An 18002-nucleotide genomic window follows, 5' to 3' on the forward strand; every position below is an offset into this window, starting at 1 on the left:
CGCCCCGCCCCTCCCGCGGAGCCGGCTCAGCCCTCCAGGAACGCCGTCAGCGCGTTCGCCAGCAGGTACGGGTCCTCGGCGCCGCACAGTTCGCGCGCGCTGTGCATCGACAGGATCGCGACGCCGATGTCCACCGTCTGGATGCCGTGCCGGGCCGCGGTGATCGGGCCGATCGTCGTCCCGCACGGCATCGAGTTGTTGGACACGAACGTCTGCCACGGCACGCCGGCCCGTTCGCAGGCCGCCGCGAACACCGCCCGGCCGGTGCCGTCGGTGGCGTACCGCTGGTTGACGTTGACCTTGAGGATGGGCCCGCCGTTCGCGCGGGGGTGGTGCGTCGGGTCGTGCCGCTCGGCGTAGTTGGGGTGGACGGCGTGCCCGGTGTCGGAGGAGACGCAGAAGCTGCCGGCGAAGGCGCGGGCGCGGTCCTCGTAGCTGCCGCCGCGTGCGAAGACGGAACGTTCCAGCACATTCCCCAGCAGCGGGCCGTCGGCCCCGGTGTCGGACTGGGAGCCGTTCTCCTCGTGGTCGAACGCCGCCAGCACCGGGATGTGGTCCAGGGCTCTCCCGGAGGAGGCGACGGCGGCCAGCGCCGCGACACCGGCGTGGACGGAGATCAGGTTGTCCATGCGCGGCCCGGCGACGAGCTCCCGGTCCCGCCCGAGGTAGGCGGCCGGCTCGATCGAGTGGACCATCAGGTCCCAGCCGGCGACCGAGCCCTGCTCCAGGCCTTCCTCGTCCTCCAGGAAGGAGATCAGGTCGCCCTCGTGGACGTCGCCGAGGCCCCAGATCGGCTGCATGTGGCGCTGCTTGTCGAGCTTGAGGCCGTCGGAGTTGACCGCCCGGTCGAGGTGGACGGCCAGCTGCGGCACGCGCATCAGCGGCCGGTCGATGTTGACGAGGCGCTCGCTGCCGTCCCGCAGCGTCAGCCGCCCGGCCAGGCCCAGGTCGCGGTCGAGCCAGGTGTTGAGCAGGGTGCCGCCGTAGATCTCGACGGCGATCTGCCGCCAGCCGGCCGACCCGGTGTCAGGAAGCGGTTTGACACGGAGGTTGGGGGAGTCGGTGTGCGCGCCGACGATGCGGAACGGGGCGTGCGCGGCGGCGCCCTCCGGGACGAACCACGCGATGAGGGCGCCGCCGCGGAGCACGAACCGGCCCCCGCTGCCCGCGTCCCAGGCGTCCGTCTCCGACACCTGGCGGAACCCGGCCTTCTCCAGCCGCTCGGCCGCGTTGGCCACGGCGTGGTACGGCGACGGACTGGCCGTCAGGAAGGTCATCAGATCGTCGGTGTGGCCGCGGTCGAAGCGGGCGGGAGAGCTCATGTGGTTCACCTTAACGACGGTCGTGTTCGCCTAGGCCGGACTGCGGCGGATAGCCGGCAGGACCGGTGGGCGGACGGTGTGCTCCGCGGTTCCGGCGGCTTCTCAGCCCGGCGGCCGCTCGAACCGGCGCTGCAACTGCCGGCGCTCGCCCCGGCGGATGCGCGGGAGCATCTCCGGGGCCGCCGCGGAGCGCTGCGCGCGTCTCTTGCGTCCGGCGCAGAAGATACAGGCCTCGCCGGGGGGCGCGTCCGGGTCGATGGGCGCCCCCGGGTGCTCGGAGCAGCCGGAGGCGTTCCGCGGCCGGGACAGCTCGCGGGCCACGATGAACGCGCGGTGCAGGTCGTCGGCGAGCCGGACGAAGTCGTCGGAGGGGGAGGAGAGGGTGAGGTGGAAGCGGCGCTCCTCGACGCTCCGCAGGTGCGCGTGGAGGGCCTGGAGGGTGTACGGGGGGTCGGGCACGGGGTAGCCGAGCCGGCGCTGCTCCCCGGCCGCCGGGGCGGCGAGGCGCGCGGCGGCGTGCCGTCCGGCGCGGCCGCCGTGCTCGCGCAGGCCGCGGCGGCGGCGGTCGTTGCAGATCAGGCAGCGGCCCCAGCCGTCGGGCGCCTCGGGGTCGAGGGCGCCGTCGGGGTGCTCGGGGCAGCCGGTGTGGCTCTTTGCGGGCGCGAGGCCCGCCGCGGTGCGGAAGGCGGTGTAGAGGGCGTCGGCGACGGCCTCGTACTCCGTGGGGTGCGCGCCCTCGTAGAGGTCCCGCAGGTGGTCGCCGAGGCTGCCGAGGGCCGCCTGGAGCTCCCTGAGGGCGTACGGGCGCCCGGTGGGGACGGAGTACCCCCTGCCGGCGGCGTGCTGCTCCTGTGGACTCATGTCTACGAGCGTCCCACGAAGCACCGGCATCCCGGGAATCGCGGCCCGCGCGGGGCCCGGCGCACGGCAGCGGCCGGCCCCCCGCACGGGGGGCCGGCCGCTGTACGTTCCGCGGGGCGGGCGCCTCGGAGGGCTTTAGAAGGCGGCCTCGTCGAGCTCCATCAGGGAGTTGTCGACGGCCTCGGCGAGGCTGCGCTGCACCGAGACGCCCGGCAGGACCTGGGACGCGAAGAACTTCGCGGCCGCGATCTTGCCCGTGTAGAAGGGGACGTCCTTCGCGGAGGCCGTCGCGAGCTTCTCGGCGGCCACGGCCGCGCCCCGCAGGAGCAGGTAGCCGACGACGACGTCGCCGGACGCCATCAGCAGGCGGGTGGTGTTCTGGCCGACCTTGTAGATGTTCTTGACGTCCTCGCCGGTGGCGGTGAGGTCGGTGATCATCTGGCCGACGATGCCCTCCAGGTCGACGGCGGCCTTGGCGAGCGCGTCGCGGGCCGCGGCCAGCTCCTCGCCGCCCTCGGCGCCGGCGAGGAACTTCTTGATCTCCTCGGAGAGGCGGTTCAGGGAGGCGCCCTGGTCGCGGACGATCTTCCGGAAGAAGAAGTCCTGGCCCTGGATCGCGGTGGTGCCCTCGTACAGGGTGTCGATCTTGGCGTCGCGGATGTACTGCTCGATCGGGTACTCCTGCAGGTAGCCGGAGCCGCCGAAGATCTGCAGGGACTCGGCGAGCAGCGCGTAGGAGCGCTCGGAGCCGTAGCCCTTGACGATCGGCAGGAGCAGGTCGTTCAGGCCGACCTCGGCGGAGGCGTCCTCGCCGGCGGCCTGCTTGACCGCGATGGAGTCCTGGACGGCCGCGGTGTAGAGCACCAGGGCGCGCATGCCCTCGGCGTACGCCTTCTGCGTCATCAGCGAGCGGCGGACGTCGGGGTGGTGCGTGATGGTGACCTTGGGCGCGGTCTTGTCCAGGAAGTTCGCCAGGTCGGGGCCCTGGACGCGCTCCTTGGCGTACTCCAGCGCGTTCAGGTAGCCCGTCGAGAGCGTCGCGATGGCCTTCGTGCCGACCATCATGCGGGCGAACTCGATGATCATGAACATCTGGCGGATGCCGTCGTGCTTGTCGCCGATCAGCCAGCCCTTGGCGGGGTGCTTGTCGCCGAAGGTCATCTCGCACGTGTTGGAGGCCTTCAGGCCCATCTTGTGCTCGACGTTCGTGGCGTACACGCCGTTGCGCTCGCCCAGCTCGCCGGTCTCCCAGTCGAAGTGGAACTTCGGGACGAGGAAGAGGGACAGGCCCTTGGTGCCGGGGCCGTGGCCCTCGGGGCGGGCGAGGACGTAGTGGAGGATGTTCTCCTCCATGTCGTGCTCACCGGACGTGATGAAGCGCTTCACGCCCTCGATGTGCCAGGAGCCGTCCTCCTGCTGGATCGCCTTGGTGCGGCCGGCGCCGACGTCCGAACCCGCGTCGGGCTCGGTGAGCACCATGGTGGAGCCCCAGCGCTTCTCGACGGCGATCTGCGCGATGCGCTTCTGCGCCTCGTTGCCCTCCTCGTGGAGGACGCCGGCGAACGCCGGGCCGGAGGAGTACATCCACACGGCCGGGTTCGAGCCGAGCAGCAGCTCCGCGTAGGCCCAGATCAGGGAGCGGGGCGAGGTGGTGCCGCCGATCTCCTCGGGCAGGCCGAGGCGCCAGTACTCCGACTCCATGAAGGCCTCGTAGCTCTTCTTGAAGGAGGCGGGGACCGGAGCCGTGTTGGTGGCGGGGTCGAAGACCGGCGGGTTGCGGTCGGCGTCGGCGAAGGACTCGGCCAGCTCGTTCTCGGCGAGGCGGGCGATCTCCGACAGGATGCTCTTCGCGGTCTCGGCGTCCATCTCGGCGAACGGGCCGGTGCCGTACAGCTTGTCGCGGCCGAGGACCTCGAAGAGGTTGAACTCGATGTCGCGGAGATTCGACTTGTAGTGCCCCATGGCGACGGCTCCGTTGTGGCTCGGGAAGGACGGTTCCTCGTACGTACCAATCGGTAACGTCATGATGCTACCCGTCGGTAATAAGAAGCAACCCTTTGCCCGCCCACTGTGACCAGGGTCAAAGCTCGCACCAGACCGTCTTGGTGCCGTCCTCCCCCCGGTCGACGCCCCACCGCAGCGCCACGGCGTCCAGCAGGGCGAGCCCGCGCCCCGACTCGTCGGTGGCGGCCGCCCGGCGGAGCACCGGCCGGGCCCGCGGATCGGGATCGGTGAGCTCGACCCGCACACGGGCTGCCCTTCCGGTGATCCGCAGGGTGACGGGAGTGCCCTCCCCGAGGTGGGTGATCACGTTGGTCAGCAGCTCGCTGACGCAGAGCTGGAGCTCCGGACACGGCCTGCCGAGATGCTCGCGCACGGCGAGGCGCAGCTCGGGGACCGCCTTCGGTACGGCGACCAGCCCGACGGCGAACGGCCTCACGGGCGTCCCGCCCGGAGGGCGGCGGCGAGCCGGGCCGCGATGCCGGCGTTGCAGTTGCCGAGGGCGATGAGCGGCGGGGTGTCGTACGCCCCGGCGTAGGAGGGGAGGTGCAGGTCGAGCGAGGGCAGCGTGATCCCGTGCGCGGAGAGCGCGGCGCGCAGCTCGATGAGGGCGTCGATCGCCTGGGCGTCGGCGGCGGGGTTGCTCATGGGGCCTTCCTGGTTGCTGCGGAACGTGACGAAGCGCTCACAGCGTGGGGCTGACCGGCGTAGCGTGGGAAGGGTTTGGGGTTCCACGGTGCGAGGTGTGGAAAGGCGGGCTCGTGGCCGCGCGCAAGGACATCGACGGTTCGGTGAGCGTGTCGACGTTTTACGGCAAGGAACTGCGGTGGAAGCGTGAGGCAGCGGGCCTGACCCTCCAGCAGACGGTGGAGGGCAGCTTCTACGGGGCCAGCTACCTGAGCGAGATCGAGCGGGGCCATCGGCGCATGCCGGAGGATCTGGCGCGGCACGTGGACCGGGTGCTGCGCACAGACGGGTTCTTCGCCCGGTGCTGCGAGGACGTGCGGAAGTCGCGGACGCACCTGTTCGCCCCGTATTTCCAGGACGCGCTGGAGCTGGAGACGCAGGCCCGCAAGATCGATGAATGGAGCCCCATGCTCGTTCCCGGGCCCCTTCAACTGGAGCCGTACATCCGGGAGATCGTCCACACCTTCTGTCCCGACGACGACGAGCTCACGGTGGACCGGAAGGTCGCCGCACGGCGCAGCCGGGCATGGGTGTTCGAGGATGCCCAGGGGCCGGCGTCCTGGGTCGTCCTGCACGAGTCGGTCCTCCGGGACCCGATCGTCCCGGATGCGGTCATGGCCGAGCAGTTGGAGCACATCGCCGCCGTCGCGCGGCGCCGTCACTTCGTTCCACAGATCATCCCGTGTAATGCCGGGGCGCACCCCTTCATGATGGGATCCAGCCTGCTGATGACCTTCGGCGACGGCCCGCCGGTCATGTACACGGAGGGCATGTACAGCGGCCAGCTCATCGACGATCCGAGCATCGTGGAGCGGTACCGGGACGCCTACAACCGCCTGCGGGCGGCAGCACTGCCCCCGAAGGTGTCCCTGAAGATGATCGAAGTCGCCGCAGAGGAGTACGGAAATGGTGTACACGCACGTCGACTTGAGCGCCGCTGTCTGGCGGACGAGCAGTTACAGCACCGCACCGGAAGGGCTCTGCGTCGAGGTCGCTGACGGCGTCGGCGGCGGGGTCGTCCCCGTCCGGGACTCCAAGCGGCCCTCCGGCCCCGTGATCACGGTGGCGGCCGCGGCCTGGGGGCCCTTCCTGAACGGGATCAAGGGGGCCCCTTGACCGGATCCGGGCGCCTGGCGGCCGCCCACCCTCGGTAGGCTGACGGCCATGTACGGCTACGACCAGAATCCGGGCGCCCAGCAGCAGTACGCCCCGCCGCAGCAGCCGATGCCCGGGGCCGGGTACGAGCAGCCGCTGTATCCGGAGCCGTCCCCGCCCTCCCTCGCGGACGCGGTGCGCGCCTTCACCACCGGCTCGCTGTCGGCCGAGGACTTCCAGCAGATCTTCGCCACGTCCAAGGTCTACTGCCCCCGCGGCGACACCCCCGGCTTCCTGGCGCTGCACAACACGCAGCAGCCGGTGATCCCGATGTTCACGACGCTGAAGGAGCTCCGCCGGTACGCCGGCAAGGAGTCCAAGTATTTCGTCATCACCGGCGCCGAGGTGATCGACCTGCTGCCCACCGGGTACGGATTCGTCCTCGACATGGAGGGCGACCACCGGATGGTGTTCGACGCGAAGGCGGTCGAGCAGATGGTCGACTACGCCATGCGCCGCATGTACGGCTGAGCAGCCCGATATCCCCACCGCCCGTTGGGCGGCAGGGGAATCGGAATGCGGTCAAGGAATTCGGCGGGAATTCCCGCGGGCGCCCTACTCCTTCAGGTAGCCGCCGACGAAACCGCGGTAATCCCCCCACACGCGCTCCCGCATGTCCCAGGAGCTGCCCCAGCACTCCGCCGTCCAGACGGTCTCGCTCTGGGCGTTGTCGGCCGGCGGCGAGGAGATCCACTCCTTCACCGGGCTGTGGTTGAAGTCGCAGCCCGGCACGTAGAGGTAGTGGGAGGCGCTGCCCGGGTACACCTTCGTGGTGTCCTTGCCCTTGACCTGGTAGTTGGTCCGCACCGAGACCTTCGAGACCTTCACGCCGAGGAACTTGTCGACGTACGAGTACGAGGCCCACATGTCGCGGTAGCCGGACGCCCTCAGCGCCGAGGTGGAGAAGGGGGACGTCGTGTCCTCGCCGCCGGTGGTCTCGCGCTCCTGGACGACGTCGCCGCCCGCGAACGCCTGCCGGGTGGTGCCGGCGGCGGCCGGGGCCTCGCCCGCGATCAGGAGCTGCTTGATGAGGGTGCGGTCCTCGATCAGGTCGAGGAACCGCTTCTTCTCGGCGGCCGAGAGGGCCGCGAACCCGTCGGCGGTCTCCTTGGCCTGCTCGTCGCCCTTGGCCGCCTTCGCCGAGAGGTAGGCCTGGTACTTCGCGATGCGGAGGACCTGCGTGGCCGGCGTGGTGTCGGCCTGGGCCGAACCCGGCAGCAGGGCCAGGGTCACACCCGCGAGGGCGGCGGTGGAGACGAGGCTCTTCCTGATTGCGGAACGCATGCTGAGTTGTTTCCCCTTGACTTTCATGCCGCCTGGTCGAATTCGGGCGGAAAGGGAGGAGTGCGCGCGCATGCGCACTCCTGTCTTCCCCGTCCCCCGTGTCGCGCGTCCGGCTCTATGCTCCCCTGTCGGCCGCGCAGAACAAAGATTGCCGGGGCGGTCGGGGGGCGTCAATCAATCCCCGATTATTTGAGGATCATCTGAGTCAACGAGATCCGATGTCCGACTTCTTCGCCGGAATGGAGAAATCCGCCTGTGCGGAATTTGAGAATCCGCGGAATTGGGGCGGCTTGGTGCTCTGAATAGCCGCTTTTCCCGAGCCGCCCCCTGCGCCCCGATGTGCCCCGTACGGCACGAGGTGCCCTGCCTCGCGGTCGGCCTCGGGTCCGCTCCTCGTCGCAACCCCTGCCTGTCGCGGCGGCGGGCTGCCGGTGCGGGAATGGGTGCGGGAGGCCCGCTGTTCTGGTGGGTGGCAGAAAGTTCTGGATTCAACTAAACTCGGTGCAGAAGGAGGTTCCGACCATGCCTGCAGTGACTGTGGAGAACCCGCTGACGCTTCCCCGCGTCGCCGAGCCGGGCCCGGAGGCCGCCGCCCGCAAGGTGCTGGCCGTCACGACCGCTCCCGGAGGCTTCGAGGGCGAGGGATTCCCGGTGCGCCGCGCGTTCGCCGGGATCGACTACCGCCACCTCGACCCGTTCATCATGATGGACCAGATGGGCGAGGTGGAGTACGCGCCGGGCGAGCCGAAGGGCACCCCCTGGCACCCCCACCGCGGCTTCGAGACGGTCACCTACCTGATCGACGGCACGTTCGTCCACCAGGACAGCAACGGCGGCGGCGGTGTCATCAACGGCGGCGACACCCAGTGGATGACCGCCGGCTCCGGCCTCCTGCACATCGAGGCCCCGCCGGAGTCCCTCGTCGTCAGCGGCGGGCTCTTCCACGGCCTCCAGCTGTGGGTGAACCTCCCGGCCTCCGACAAGATGATGCCTCCGCGCTACCAGGACATCGGCGGCGGCAAGGTCACCCTGCTCACCACCCCGGACGGCGGCGCCCTGCTCCGCGTCATCGCCGGCGAGCTGGACGGCCACAGCGGGCCCGGCATCACCCACACCCCCATCACGATGATCCACGCGACGATCGCCCCCGGCGCGCAGCTGACCCTGCCGTGGCGCGAGGACTTCAACGCCCTCGCCTACGTCCTGGCCGGCCGGGGCGGCGTCGGCACCGACCGGCGCCCGGTCCGCACCGGGCAGACCGCCGTCTTCGGCGGCGGCGGTTCGCTGACGCTGCACGCCGAGGCGTCGCAGGACTCCCGTACGCCGGCCCTGGAGGTCGTCCTCCTGGGCGGGCGCCCCATCCGCGAGCCGATGGCGCACTACGGGCCGTTCGTCATGAACAGCCGGCAGGAGCTCCAGCAGGCCTTCGACGACTTCCAGGCCGGACGGCTGGGGACCATCCCCACCACCGCCCGGGAGCGCACCAAGACGGCGGAGCAGCACTCCTGACCCGTCAAGGTCCCCGATCCGGCCCGGCCCCCATCCCCCGAGGGCCGGGCCGCTCCCGGCCGGCCCGGTCCCGCCCCCCCTGGACCGGGCCGGCCGACTTTGCACGCCGGCCCAGGTCGTCTCTTTCGGATCTTGCCGGTCAAGCCCGCGTCGTCCGGTGCCGTGCATCGCAAGGCGGAGGGCCGCCCGCGTACTGGGGTACGCGGGCGGCCCGACAACGCGGCGAGGCGCGGTGCCGGACGGCGCGGGCCAGACAAGATCCGGAAGAGGCGGCCTAGCGGCGCAGCGCCTCCGCCGGCTGGGTGCGCGCGGCGCGCCACGCCGGGTACAGGCCGGCCAGGATCCCCGTCAGCAGCCCGACCAGCGGGGCCGCCGCCACCGTCAGCGGTGACATCACCGGCGTCCAGTCGCGCAGCGCCGACACCCCGACCACGGTCAGCGTGCCCAGCGTCGTCCCGACGAGCCCGCCGACCGCGCCCTGGGCGGCGGACTCGGCGAGGAACTGGACGGTGATGTGCCGCCCCCGCGCCCCGAGCGCCCGCCGCAGACCGATCTCCCCGGTGCGCTCCAGCACCGCGACGAGCGTGGTGTTCGCGATCCCGACCGCGCCGATGACCAGGCAGATCGCCGCGAGCAGCAGGAACAGCTGGTCCAGGTCCGAGGTCACCCCGGAGCGCAGCCCGCGCGGGTCCGGCGGCGGCTCCGCCGCCATCCACTCCGGATGGTCGGGGCGCAGCGCGAGCGGCAGCTCCCCGGCGACCTGCCGGGCCGCGCCGAGCTGCACCACCACCAGCATCCGGGCCCGCCGGGCGTTGTCCGGCGGGCCCCACAGCCGCTCGGCGGCCCCGCGCGGCACCAGCACCGACAGCAGCAGGTCCGGCTTCCTCTCGGCGCCGTCCGCGATCCCGACCACGGTGAACGCGTGCCCGCCGACGAACACGGCGGGCCGGCTCTCCAGCGTCGTGATGCCCAGCCGGGCCGCGACCGCGCGGCCGACCACCGCGACCTGCTCCGCGCGCCCGTCGTGGAAGGAGTCGTACGCCCGCCCCGAGCCGAGCGTGAGCCCGGCGGCCCGCAGCATCCCCGGGGACGCGGCGACCACGGGGATGCGCTCGCCGGCCGCGCCCGCGACGGGTGCCGAGCGGACCGTCGCCGCCTCGCCGAGCGGCACCGGCCAGAACACCCCGGCCGCCGTCACCCCGTTGAGGGCGCCCGCCCGGTCGTCCGCGTCCCGCGGGAAGGCGTTGGGGACCTGGAGGGCGAGCTGCGGGTCGGCGCCGCCCGCCGTGTCCCGGACGCCGACCTCGGTCGCCGTCAGCGCGTTGAACCGGCTGTCGATCTGCGACGACGCGGTGGCCGTCAGCCCCAGGATCGCCACGAACGTCCCGACCCCGAGGACGGTGCCCAGGCCGGTGAGCGCGGAGCGGGCCGGCCGCTGGAGCATCCCGGCGAGCGCCTCCGAGACCAGGTCCCGGGCCGACAGCCGGGACGGCGGGATGTCCGGATCACCGCCGGACCCGCGCCGCCTGGGCCGCCTCACGGCGCGGCCTCCTCGGTCAGGAGCCCGTCGCGGATGGCGACGGTCCGCGCGCCGCGCGCCGCCACCTGCGGGTCGTGTGTGATGACCAGCAGGGTCAGCCCGTCGGCGTGCAGCTCGTCCAGCAGCGCCAGCACCGTCGCGGCCGTCGCCGTGTCCAGGTTCCCGGTGGGCTCGTCACACAGCAGCAGCGAAGGCTCCGCGACCAGCGCGCGGGCGACGGCGACGCGCTGCCGCTCACCGCCCGACAGGCGGGTGGGCAGGTGCCCGGTGCGGTGGCCGAGACCGACGCGCTCCAGCGCCGTACGGGCCCGGGCGGCGCGCTGCCCGCGCGGGACGCCGTTGTAGACCATCGCGAGCAGCACGTTCTCCAGGGCGGTGCGGTGCGGCAGCAGGTGGAAGGACTGGAAGACGAAGCCGATGCGCTGCCCGCGCAGCGCGGTGCGGTCCCGGTCGCGCAGTGCGCCGGTGTCGATGCCGTCGAGGAGGTAGCGGCCGGCGGTCGGCGCGTCGATGAGCCCGGCGACGTTCAGGAACGTCGACTTGCCCGAGCCGGAGGGGCCGACGACGGTGACGTACTCGCCGCGCCGCACCGTCAGCCGGCACGGCCGCAGCGCCTCGACGGGCGGCGGGCCCGGGTACGTGAGCCCGACGCCCTCGAAGCGGACGACCGGCGGGGCTTCCGCGGCCGGCCCGTCCGCGGGGGCCCCGCTCACGGCGCTGCCTGCGCGACGAGGACCCGGTCCCCGTCGGCGAGCGCGGCGCCGCCGACCGGCTCGACCTGCACCATGCCGTCGGCGGACATCCCGGCCCGGACCTCGACGCGGCGCCGTGCGGCGGTGTCGGTGGGATCCGCGCCGAGCACCGTGACCGTGGTCCGGCCGTCCGCGCCCGCCGACACCGCCGACAGCGGGACGACGAGGACGGGCTCGCCGGAGGAGGCCGCCGTCACGGTGAGCCGGACGCCCTGTCCGGCGAGGCGGGCGTCGAGGGCCTTGTCGGGGGTGACCGTCAGGGCGTACCCGCCGGCATCCGGGGCGCCGCCCGGGGCGCTGTCCGAGCCGCCGCCCGGCTGGGCCGCGCCCGGACCGGCGCCGCCGGGGCCGCCGGCCGACGGGGTGGGGGCGTCGGCGACGGAGGCGACGGTGCCGGCGGCGGTCAGCCCGGTGGCTTCCGACAGGACCTCCACCTTCATGCCCGGCTTGACCAGCTCCCGCTGGTGCGCCGGAAGCGCGGAGCGGATCACCGGAGCGCCGGCCGACAGGACCAGCAGCCCTTCGGGGACGGGCTCGCCGACCGCGGCCCGCACCGCGTCGACCCGCGCGGGAAAGCCCTTGAGGAAGACCAGCTCGTCGGCCGGGACCATCGGGCCCGCCGCCGCGCGGGCCGCCTCCAGCCGCCCGGCGGCCTTGGCGAGGTCGGCCTGCGCGAACGCCAGCTGCTGCTGCGCCTCGGCGGTGTCCCCACCGCCGGCCTGCTTGGCCTTCGCCAGGGCCGTCCCGGCCGTCGCGACCTGCCGTTTCGCGGCGGCGGCGGCGTCCTCCGCCGCCTGGAGCCTCTCCGCGTCGCCGGGGTCGGCCGGCCGGGGCGCGTAGCCGAGCGCGGTGTAGAGGGCGGTGACGGCGGCCTTGGTGCCGGGGCCGTACGTGCCCGACGGGTCCTTGCCGGTGGAGTGGCCGAGCGCCCTGAGGCCGGCCTGGAGCTGGCCCACGTCCTTGCCGGTGGCGCCCGGCTTGAGGTCCCGGTACACGGGCAGGGCCCCGGCCAGCGCGAACACGGGCCGCCCCGACACCTCGACCAGCACCTCGCCGGCCCGGACGGCGGCCCCCGGCTGCCTGGCGATCCGCGTCACGACGGGCTTGCCGCCCCCGCCCGCGGCAGCCGCGGCCCCCGCGCCCGGGGAGAGCGTCACCACCTGTTCGGCGGCGACCGTGCCGCGGACGACGACGGAGGAGGTGAGCACTCGGCGCTCCACGCGGTCGGACAGGACGGAGGCCGGCGGCGGCGCCGCATCGGCGGCGACCTGCGCGGGGGAGCGGATGGACGCGCCGAGCGCGACCCCGGCGCCGGTCAGCAGGACGGCTCCGGCGACGACCCACGCCAGCATCCGCCGGCGCTGCCGCAGCGACCCGCCGTCGCCCCCGGTGCCGCCCTCGGCACCAGCGCCGCCGTCGCCGGCACCCCCGGTGCCGCCCGGCGCGGAGCCCTCGCGGGTCGGCCCCTCCGCCTCGGCCCCGGCCTCCGCGCCGGCCTCGGTTTCCCGCTCTGCGTCCGCCTCCCGCTCAGCGCGCGCGTCGGCCGTCGTCGGCTGTTGATGTTTCACGTGAAACCCGGTCCCCCGCTCAGCAGTTCTCGCCGATCACCCGGAGCGAAGCCACGCGCCACGGCCCGCCCTCCCCCTCCCGCTTGAGGGTGAAGGCGCCCAGCTGCGTCGGCTTGTCCCCCAGCTGGTCGACCGGCCGGCCGGTCCGCGCGTCGTGGATCAGCCAGCGGTCCAGGTCGATGCAGTCGTGCAGCACCAGCCGCCCCGGACCGGCGTCGGAAACGCCCTCGACGCGGTGCCCCACCTCGCCCAGCAGCACCTGCCCGGCCGTACGGGAGTGCGCGAGGTTCTCCCGCAGCTCCGCCAGCTGGGTTCCCGTGGCGACCCGTTCGAGCGCCGGATCCGCGGGGTCGGGCGTGCGGTTCGCCGCGAGCCAGGCCGCCCAGTACGCGTCGTACGCCTGCCGGACCTCCGGGTCCGGGTTCCGCAGGCCGGCCTCGGCGGTCGGGCGGCCGTCCGCCGAGGCGGAGGACGCGGGGGAGGTGCAACCGGTCGCGGCGGCCAGCGCCAAGGCCGCCCCGGCGGCCGCCCCGGCCGCGCCGCGGAGCCTCACGCCCCGCCGCCCGCGAGGACCTTCTCGGCGAACCGGACCTGATCGCCGAGGTGCTTCCTCTCCTGGTCCAGGTCCTGCTTCCGCTTCTCGACGAGCTGCGTCTGGTAGGCGGCCAGCACCGCGGTCCAGGTGTCCGACAGCTTCGTCCGCTGCTTGCACGACACGTCCGTGGTCGCCGCGGTGATCTCCTCGGAGGTGACCGGCCCGGTCCAGCGGGTGCCCTCCATCTGCTGGAGCTCCCACGGCGTCCTCACCTGGAACCCGGCTTCGCGCATGCAGGCGCTCCACTCGGTGACGGCCGCCGTGACCCGGCTGTCGGCGCGAGCCCGGTCCGCGGCCTGCCGGGCGAGTTCGTCGACCAGGCCGTTCCCGGCCGGAGCCCCCGCGGCCCCCGTGGTGCTGCGCGGGTACAGCTTGCGGGCCGCCTCGCCCGCGCAGCCGCCCTCCGGGGCGCCCGCGGGCGCCGGGGCGCCGTCCTGCGGGCCGAACAGGGCGGCCGTCTCGCTCGGATCGCGTTTCTGCGCCGCGCCCGCCTCCCGGTCGGGCAGCCCGCCGGACCGGTACCCGTACTTCTTCGCCGCCTCGGCGTCGACCAGCCCGATCCCGCTGGTGGTCCGGCGGGCGCCCGCGCCGGCCGTGACGTACGTGCTCGTGTTCTTGAACGCGGCGAAGCCGATGCGGTGCATGCAGGCCTCCGTCAGGATGTCCTGCGCCTGCTGGATGACCTTCTGCTGGCTCGTGTCGAAACCGTAGGCATCCAGTGGGAGCGGTGCGTTCGCCGGGTCGGGCTGCGGGGTGATCCGCACCGCGGGTTCGCCCCGGTCACCGGCCGCGCCGCCGGGCCGCGCGGGTTCGGAGGTGCAGCCGCCCAGTGCCGTGACCGCCGCCAGGGCGGCGGCCGTCAGCAGGAGCGGCCGTCGGCGTGCGTGGAGCACGATCAGCCTTTCGATGGTGGGCCGGTGGTCGTACACTGCGCGGCACACCCGGGGCCGGGACCGATTCCAGCGGCCCCGGCCCCGGGTGGCTCCGCGTACCGGTCAGCAGTGGCTGGACGCCCACTTCGTCAGCAGGGTCATCGAGCTGAAGCCTGTGACCCCGGTGTTGTTGTTGCGGTGCTTGTCCCACCACTTGTTGCCGTTGATCACCGTGCCGGCCTGGTAGCAGATCGGCGTGATCGTGTGGCTCGTGTAGCCGAGGCCGAGGACCCCGGAGCTGGTGGTGGAGTTGGAGCGGATCCGCACCCCGTTCTCGGTGTAGTCGCCGGCGTGGGCGACGGTGACCGTCCCCAGGGCGATCGTGGCGGCGGAGAGCGCCACCGCGGTGAACCTTGCTGCCTTGCGCACGCTGTCTCCTCTTCTGAGCGGACACGTCGTGGTGCAGCCGAGAGGAGAAGTCGGCACCGCCCGCAGCGGCACACGCCGTGCTGGTCCCCCCGGTCCGGTCAACGACGATGGCACGAAGACGAATCGCATACCAGGGGGTTGCGGGCGAGACGGCCGGACCGGCTCGAATCCTCCCTTTACAAGACGGGTCCGGCCTCCCTGGTCCCTCCACCTGATTTCGGGCGTTTCCGCAGGAGGGTGCGGCGGCGCGCAAGCGGTGCCCTCGGGTCCGCCGCTTTCGGACGATCAGGAACCGGTTCGGGGTTGTCCGGAAAGCACCAGTACCCCAATGGCCTAATCCGCAGTGGGCGCCGGGGGACCCGCCGGCTCCGCGGCAGCCGCCGCGGCCGCGGGCGCCGCGAGTGCGTACCGCGCCCGCAGCTCGGAGAGCACGCCGAACGCCGCCGCCGTCAGCGGCACGGCCAGCAGCATGCCGAGGATCCCCGCGACGCCCGCGCCGGCCGTGATGGCGAGCATGACCACGGCGGGGTGCATCTGCACGGTCCGGCTCTGGATCACCGGCTGCAGGACGTGCCCCTCCAGCACCTGCACGGCGAGGACGACGCCCACCGCCCACAGCCCGACGATCCAGCCCCGCTCGGCGAACGCGACGAGCACCGCGACCGCCCCGGAGATGAACGCCCCCAGGTAGGGGATGTAGGCGCCGACGAACACGAGCGCGCCGAGACCGACCGCGCCCGGAACCTGCAGTACCAGCAGGCCCGCGGTGATGCACAGGGCGTCGATGAGCGCGATGAACGTGGTGCCGCGCATGAAGCCCTCGACCGCCCCGTAGGCGCGGCGGGCCATCGCCTCGACGGTGTCGCCGGACGCGCTCGGCGCGAGCGAGCGCAGCGTCCCGACGGCCCGGTCGGAGTCCTTCAGGAAGAAGAAGATCAGCAGCAGGGCGAGGACGGCGGTGGCGAGCATCGAGGTGACGGCGCCGATGCCGGCGATCACCCCGGAAGCGGCGGTCCCGCCGAACTTCGCCAGCAGCCCCTTCGCGTTCGCGGCGAGGTCCTCCAGCGAGGTGCCGGCGGCCCCGAAGTGCGGGGCGAGGTCCTGCCCGGCGCGGCGCAGCGAGCCGGCGATCTGGTCGCCGGTGTCGATCAGGGCGGCGACCACCACGTACGTCGCCCCGCCGACGACCGCGGTCACGGCGAGGCAGGTCAGCGCCGCGGCGAGGGAGCGGTTGACGCGCATCGCGACGAGCCGCCGGTGCATCGGGCCCAGCAGGGCCGTGCCGAGCAGGGCGAGCAGGACGGGGGTGACGGCCGTCTTGAAGACGATGCACAGCCACACGCCGACCGCGGCCACACCGGTGACCAGCAGGACGACGGCGCACCAGGCGGCGAGGCGGCGCACCGGCTCGGGCAGCAGGGAGGGTGAAGGGCTCAGCACCCGGTCATCCAACCACGGGCCCGCCGCGATCGTCTTTGCCGCTCATCGGACGGGTGTGCCCGTCAGGGCGGGGCGGGCGGGCGCGCCAGCGCGGGTCCCGGCCCGGACGGTAACCTTGTCAGGGTTGAATCCACCCTGGTATCGCGAAGAACTGGATGACTGATGCATCGGTACAGGTCCCACACCTGCGGCGAGCTCCGCGCCTCTGACGTCAACACCGACGTCCGGCTCAGTGGCTGGCTGCACAATCGTCGAGACCTGGGCGGCATCCTCTTCATCGATCTGCGCGACCACTACGGCATCACGCAGCTCGTCGCCCGCCCCGGCACCCCGGCCGCCGAGGCGCTGGACAAGCTCTCCAAGGAGACCGTCGTCCGCGTCGACGGCAAGGTCGTCTCCCGCGGCGCCGAGAACGTCAACCCCGACCTGCCCACCGGCGAGATCGAGATCGAGGCCGCCGAGGTCGAGGTGCTGGGCGCGGCCGGGCCGCTGCCCTTCACCATCAACACCGACGACGGTGTGAACGAGGAGCGGCGCCTGGAGTACCGCTTCCTCGACCTGCGCCGTGAGCGCATGCACCGCAACATCATGCTGCGCTCCGCGGTGATCGCCGCCATGCGTCAGAAGATGACGGCGCTCGGCTTCAACGAGATGGCCACCCCGATCCTGACCGCGACGTCCCCCGAGGGCGCGCGCGACTTCGTGGTGCCCTCCCGCCTGAACCCCGGCAAGTTCTACGCGCTGCCGCAGGCGCCGCAGCAGTTCAAGCAGCTGCTGATGATCTCGGGCTTCGACCGCTACTTCCAGATCGCGCCCTGCTTCCGCGACGAGGACGCCCGCGCCGACCGCTCGCCGGGCGAGTTCTACCAGCTCGACGTGGAGATGTCCTTCGTCGAGCAGGAGGACGTCTTCCAGCCGATCGAGAAGCTGATGACCGAGCTCTTCACCGAGTTCGGCGGCGGCCGCGAGGTCACCTCGCCGTTCCCGCGGATCCCGTTCCGCGAGTCGATGCTGAAGTACGGCAACGACAAGCCCGACCTGCGGGCCAAGCCGGAGCTCGTCGACATCACCGACGTCTTCGCGAACTCCGAGTTCAAGGCGTTCGCCGGCAAGCACGTCCGCGCCCTGCCGGTCCCGGACACCGCCGCGCAGCCCCGCAAGTTCTTCGACGGCCTCGGCGACTTCGCCGTCTCCCTCGGCGCGAAGGGCCTGGCCTGGGTCCGCGTCGGCGAGGACGGCTCGCTGACCGGCCCGATCGCCAAGTTCCTCACCGAGGAGAACGTCAAGGTCCTCACCGAGCGCCTGGGCCTGGCCCCCGGCCACGCCGTGTTCTTCGGCGCCGGCGAGTTCGACGAGGTCTCCAAGATCATGGGACCGGTCCGCGTCGAGGCCGCGAAGCGCGCCGGCCAGTTCGAGGAGAACGTCTTCCGGTTCTGCTGGATCGTCGACTTCCCCATGTACGAGCGGGACGAGGAGACCGGCCGGATCGACTTCTCGCACAACCCGTTCTCCATGCCGCAGGGCGGCATGAAGGACCTGGAGGAGAAGGACCCGCTCGACATCCTGGCCTGGCAGTACGACATCGTCTGCAACGGCATCGAGCTGTCCTCCGGCGCCATCCGCAACCACGAGCCCGAGGTCATGCTGAAGGCCTTCGAGATCGCGGGCTACGACGCGGAGACCGTCGAGCGCGAGTTCGCCGGCATGCTGCGCGCGTTCCGCCTCGGCGCCCCGCCGCACGGCGGCATCGCCCCGGGCGTCGACCGCATCGTCATGCTCCTCGCGGACGAGCCGAACATCCGCGAGACCATCGCGTTCCCGCTGAACGGCAACGCGCAGGACCTGATGATGGGCGCGCCGACGGTGCTGGAGGAGTCCCGCCTGCGCGAGCTGAACATCGCGCTGCGCAAGCCGGTGGAGACGAAGACCTCCGAGCCGGTCGAGAAGGCCGTCAAGCAGCACCAGTAGGCCGACGGCCCGCGGCGGC

Annotated in this window: 18 protein-coding genes; 5 read left to right on the top strand and 13 right to left on the bottom strand. The window is 72.8% G+C overall.

Annotated elements, in window-relative coordinates:
- Nucleotides 1–26: 26 nt before the first annotated feature.
- From EF903_RS00895 to EF903_RS00915, 5 genes are all read right to left on the bottom strand, one after another.
- Nucleotides 27–1322: a M18 family aminopeptidase gene (locus EF903_RS00895; RefSeq protein WP_125540666.1), complete on the bottom strand. Its 1296-nt coding sequence runs from the start codon at nucleotides 1320–1322 to the stop codon at nucleotides 27–29.
- Between the two features lie 102 nt (nucleotides 1323–1424).
- On the bottom strand, nucleotides 1425–2183 hold the full coding sequence (locus EF903_RS00900; protein ID WP_125540667.1) for a hypothetical protein: 759 nt from the start codon (nucleotides 2181–2183) through the stop codon (nucleotides 1425–1427).
- Between the two features lie 135 nt (nucleotides 2184–2318).
- Nucleotides 2319–4145 (bottom strand): acyl-CoA dehydrogenase, encoded by a 1827-nt coding sequence (locus EF903_RS00905; protein ID WP_125540715.1) that lies wholly within the window; start codon nucleotides 4143–4145, stop codon nucleotides 2319–2321.
- Between the two features lie 118 nt (nucleotides 4146–4263).
- Nucleotides 4264–4623, bottom strand: a complete 360-nt coding sequence (locus tag EF903_RS00910; protein ID WP_125540668.1) for an ATP-binding protein — start codon at nucleotides 4621–4623, stop codon at nucleotides 4264–4266.
- A complete protein-coding gene (locus tag EF903_RS00915; protein WP_125540669.1) occupies nucleotides 4620–4832 on the bottom strand; it encodes a hypothetical protein in 213 nt (70 codons plus the stop codon). Before EF903_RS00915 ends, EF903_RS00910 begins: the two co-directional genes overlap by 4 nt.
- 113 nt (nucleotides 4833–4945) lie before the next feature.
- Here EF903_RS00915 and EF903_RS00920 point away from each other — a divergent pair, with 113 nt between their 5' ends.
- From EF903_RS00920 to EF903_RS00930, 3 genes are read left to right on the top strand one after another with little or no spacing between them, the layout of a single operon-like run.
- Entirely contained in the window at nucleotides 4946–5869 is a 924-nt protein-coding gene (locus EF903_RS00920) for a helix-turn-helix transcriptional regulator (RefSeq protein ID WP_125540670.1), read from the top strand.
- Complete coding sequence (locus EF903_RS00925) at nucleotides 5778–5987, top strand: DUF397 domain-containing protein (RefSeq protein ID WP_185902483.1); 210 nt, start codon at nucleotides 5778–5780, stop codon at nucleotides 5985–5987. Before EF903_RS00920 ends, EF903_RS00925 begins: the two co-directional genes overlap by 92 nt.
- Nucleotides 5988–6035: 48 nt before the next feature.
- Complete coding sequence (locus tag EF903_RS00930) at nucleotides 6036–6497, top strand: SseB family protein (protein ID WP_125540672.1); 462 nt, start codon at nucleotides 6036–6038, stop codon at nucleotides 6495–6497.
- Between the two features lie 84 nt (nucleotides 6498–6581).
- Here the strand turns inward: EF903_RS00930 and EF903_RS00935 are convergent, their stop codons facing one another.
- Nucleotides 6582–7310 carry a hypothetical protein gene (locus tag EF903_RS00935; protein WP_125540673.1) on the bottom strand — a complete coding sequence of 243 codons (729 nt, stop codon included), beginning with the start codon at nucleotides 7308–7310 and terminating at the stop codon, nucleotides 6582–6584.
- Between the two features lie 522 nt (nucleotides 7311–7832).
- Between EF903_RS00935 and EF903_RS00940 the strand changes: the two genes are divergently transcribed.
- A complete protein-coding gene (locus EF903_RS00940; protein ID WP_125540674.1) occupies nucleotides 7833–8819 on the top strand; it encodes a pirin family protein in 987 nt (328 codons plus the stop codon).
- Nucleotides 8820–9093: 274 nt separating this feature from the next.
- Here EF903_RS00940 and EF903_RS00945 read toward each other — a convergent pair whose 3' ends face one another.
- The 7 genes from EF903_RS00945 to EF903_RS00975 all read right to left on the bottom strand — a co-directional run bounded on the left by EF903_RS00945 (nucleotide 9094) and on the right by EF903_RS00975 (nucleotide 16012).
- A complete protein-coding gene (locus tag EF903_RS00945; RefSeq protein ID WP_260614686.1) occupies nucleotides 9094–10359 on the bottom strand; it encodes an ABC transporter permease in 1266 nt (421 codons plus the stop codon).
- Nucleotides 10356–11072, bottom strand: a complete 717-nt coding sequence (locus EF903_RS34660) for an ABC transporter ATP-binding protein (protein ID WP_125540675.1) — start codon at nucleotides 11070–11072, stop codon at nucleotides 10356–10358. The genes EF903_RS00945 and EF903_RS34660 overlap by 4 nt, the downstream gene beginning before the upstream one ends.
- A complete protein-coding gene (locus EF903_RS00955) occupies nucleotides 11069–12679 on the bottom strand; it encodes a peptidoglycan-binding domain-containing protein (protein WP_260614687.1) in 1611 nt (536 codons plus the stop codon). The genes EF903_RS34660 and EF903_RS00955 overlap by 4 nt, the downstream gene beginning before the upstream one ends.
- Before the next feature lie 19 nt (nucleotides 12680–12698).
- On the bottom strand, nucleotides 12699–13232 hold the full coding sequence (locus EF903_RS00960) for a hypothetical protein (protein WP_125540676.1): 534 nt from the start codon (nucleotides 13230–13232) through the stop codon (nucleotides 12699–12701).
- On the bottom strand, nucleotides 13229–14167 hold the full coding sequence (locus tag EF903_RS00965; protein WP_125540677.1) for a hypothetical protein: 939 nt from the start codon (nucleotides 14165–14167) through the stop codon (nucleotides 13229–13231). Before EF903_RS00965 ends, EF903_RS00960 begins: the two co-directional genes overlap by 4 nt.
- 102 nt (nucleotides 14168–14269) lie before the next feature.
- Nucleotides 14270–14575, bottom strand: a complete 306-nt coding sequence (locus tag EF903_RS00970; RefSeq protein ID WP_125540678.1) for a hypothetical protein — start codon at nucleotides 14573–14575, stop codon at nucleotides 14270–14272.
- Between the two features lie 333 nt (nucleotides 14576–14908).
- Nucleotides 14909–16012 (bottom strand): AI-2E family transporter, encoded by a 1104-nt coding sequence (locus EF903_RS00975; protein WP_125540718.1) that lies wholly within the window; start codon nucleotides 16010–16012, stop codon nucleotides 14909–14911.
- 165 nt (nucleotides 16013–16177) lie between these two features.
- Between EF903_RS00975 and aspS the strand changes: the two genes are divergently transcribed.
- Nucleotides 16178–17983, top strand: coding sequence for an aspartate--tRNA ligase (gene aspS / locus EF903_RS00980; protein WP_125540679.1), 1806 nt, complete (start codon nucleotides 16178–16180; stop codon nucleotides 17981–17983).
- The last annotated feature ends 19 nt before the right edge of the window (nucleotides 17984–18002 follow it).

Origin of the sequence: Streptomyces sp. WAC05292 (assembly GCF_003949955.1) — a bacterium.
In the GTDB taxonomy this organism is placed as follows: Bacteria; Actinomycetota; Actinomycetes; order Streptomycetales; family Streptomycetaceae; genus Streptomyces; species Streptomyces globosus.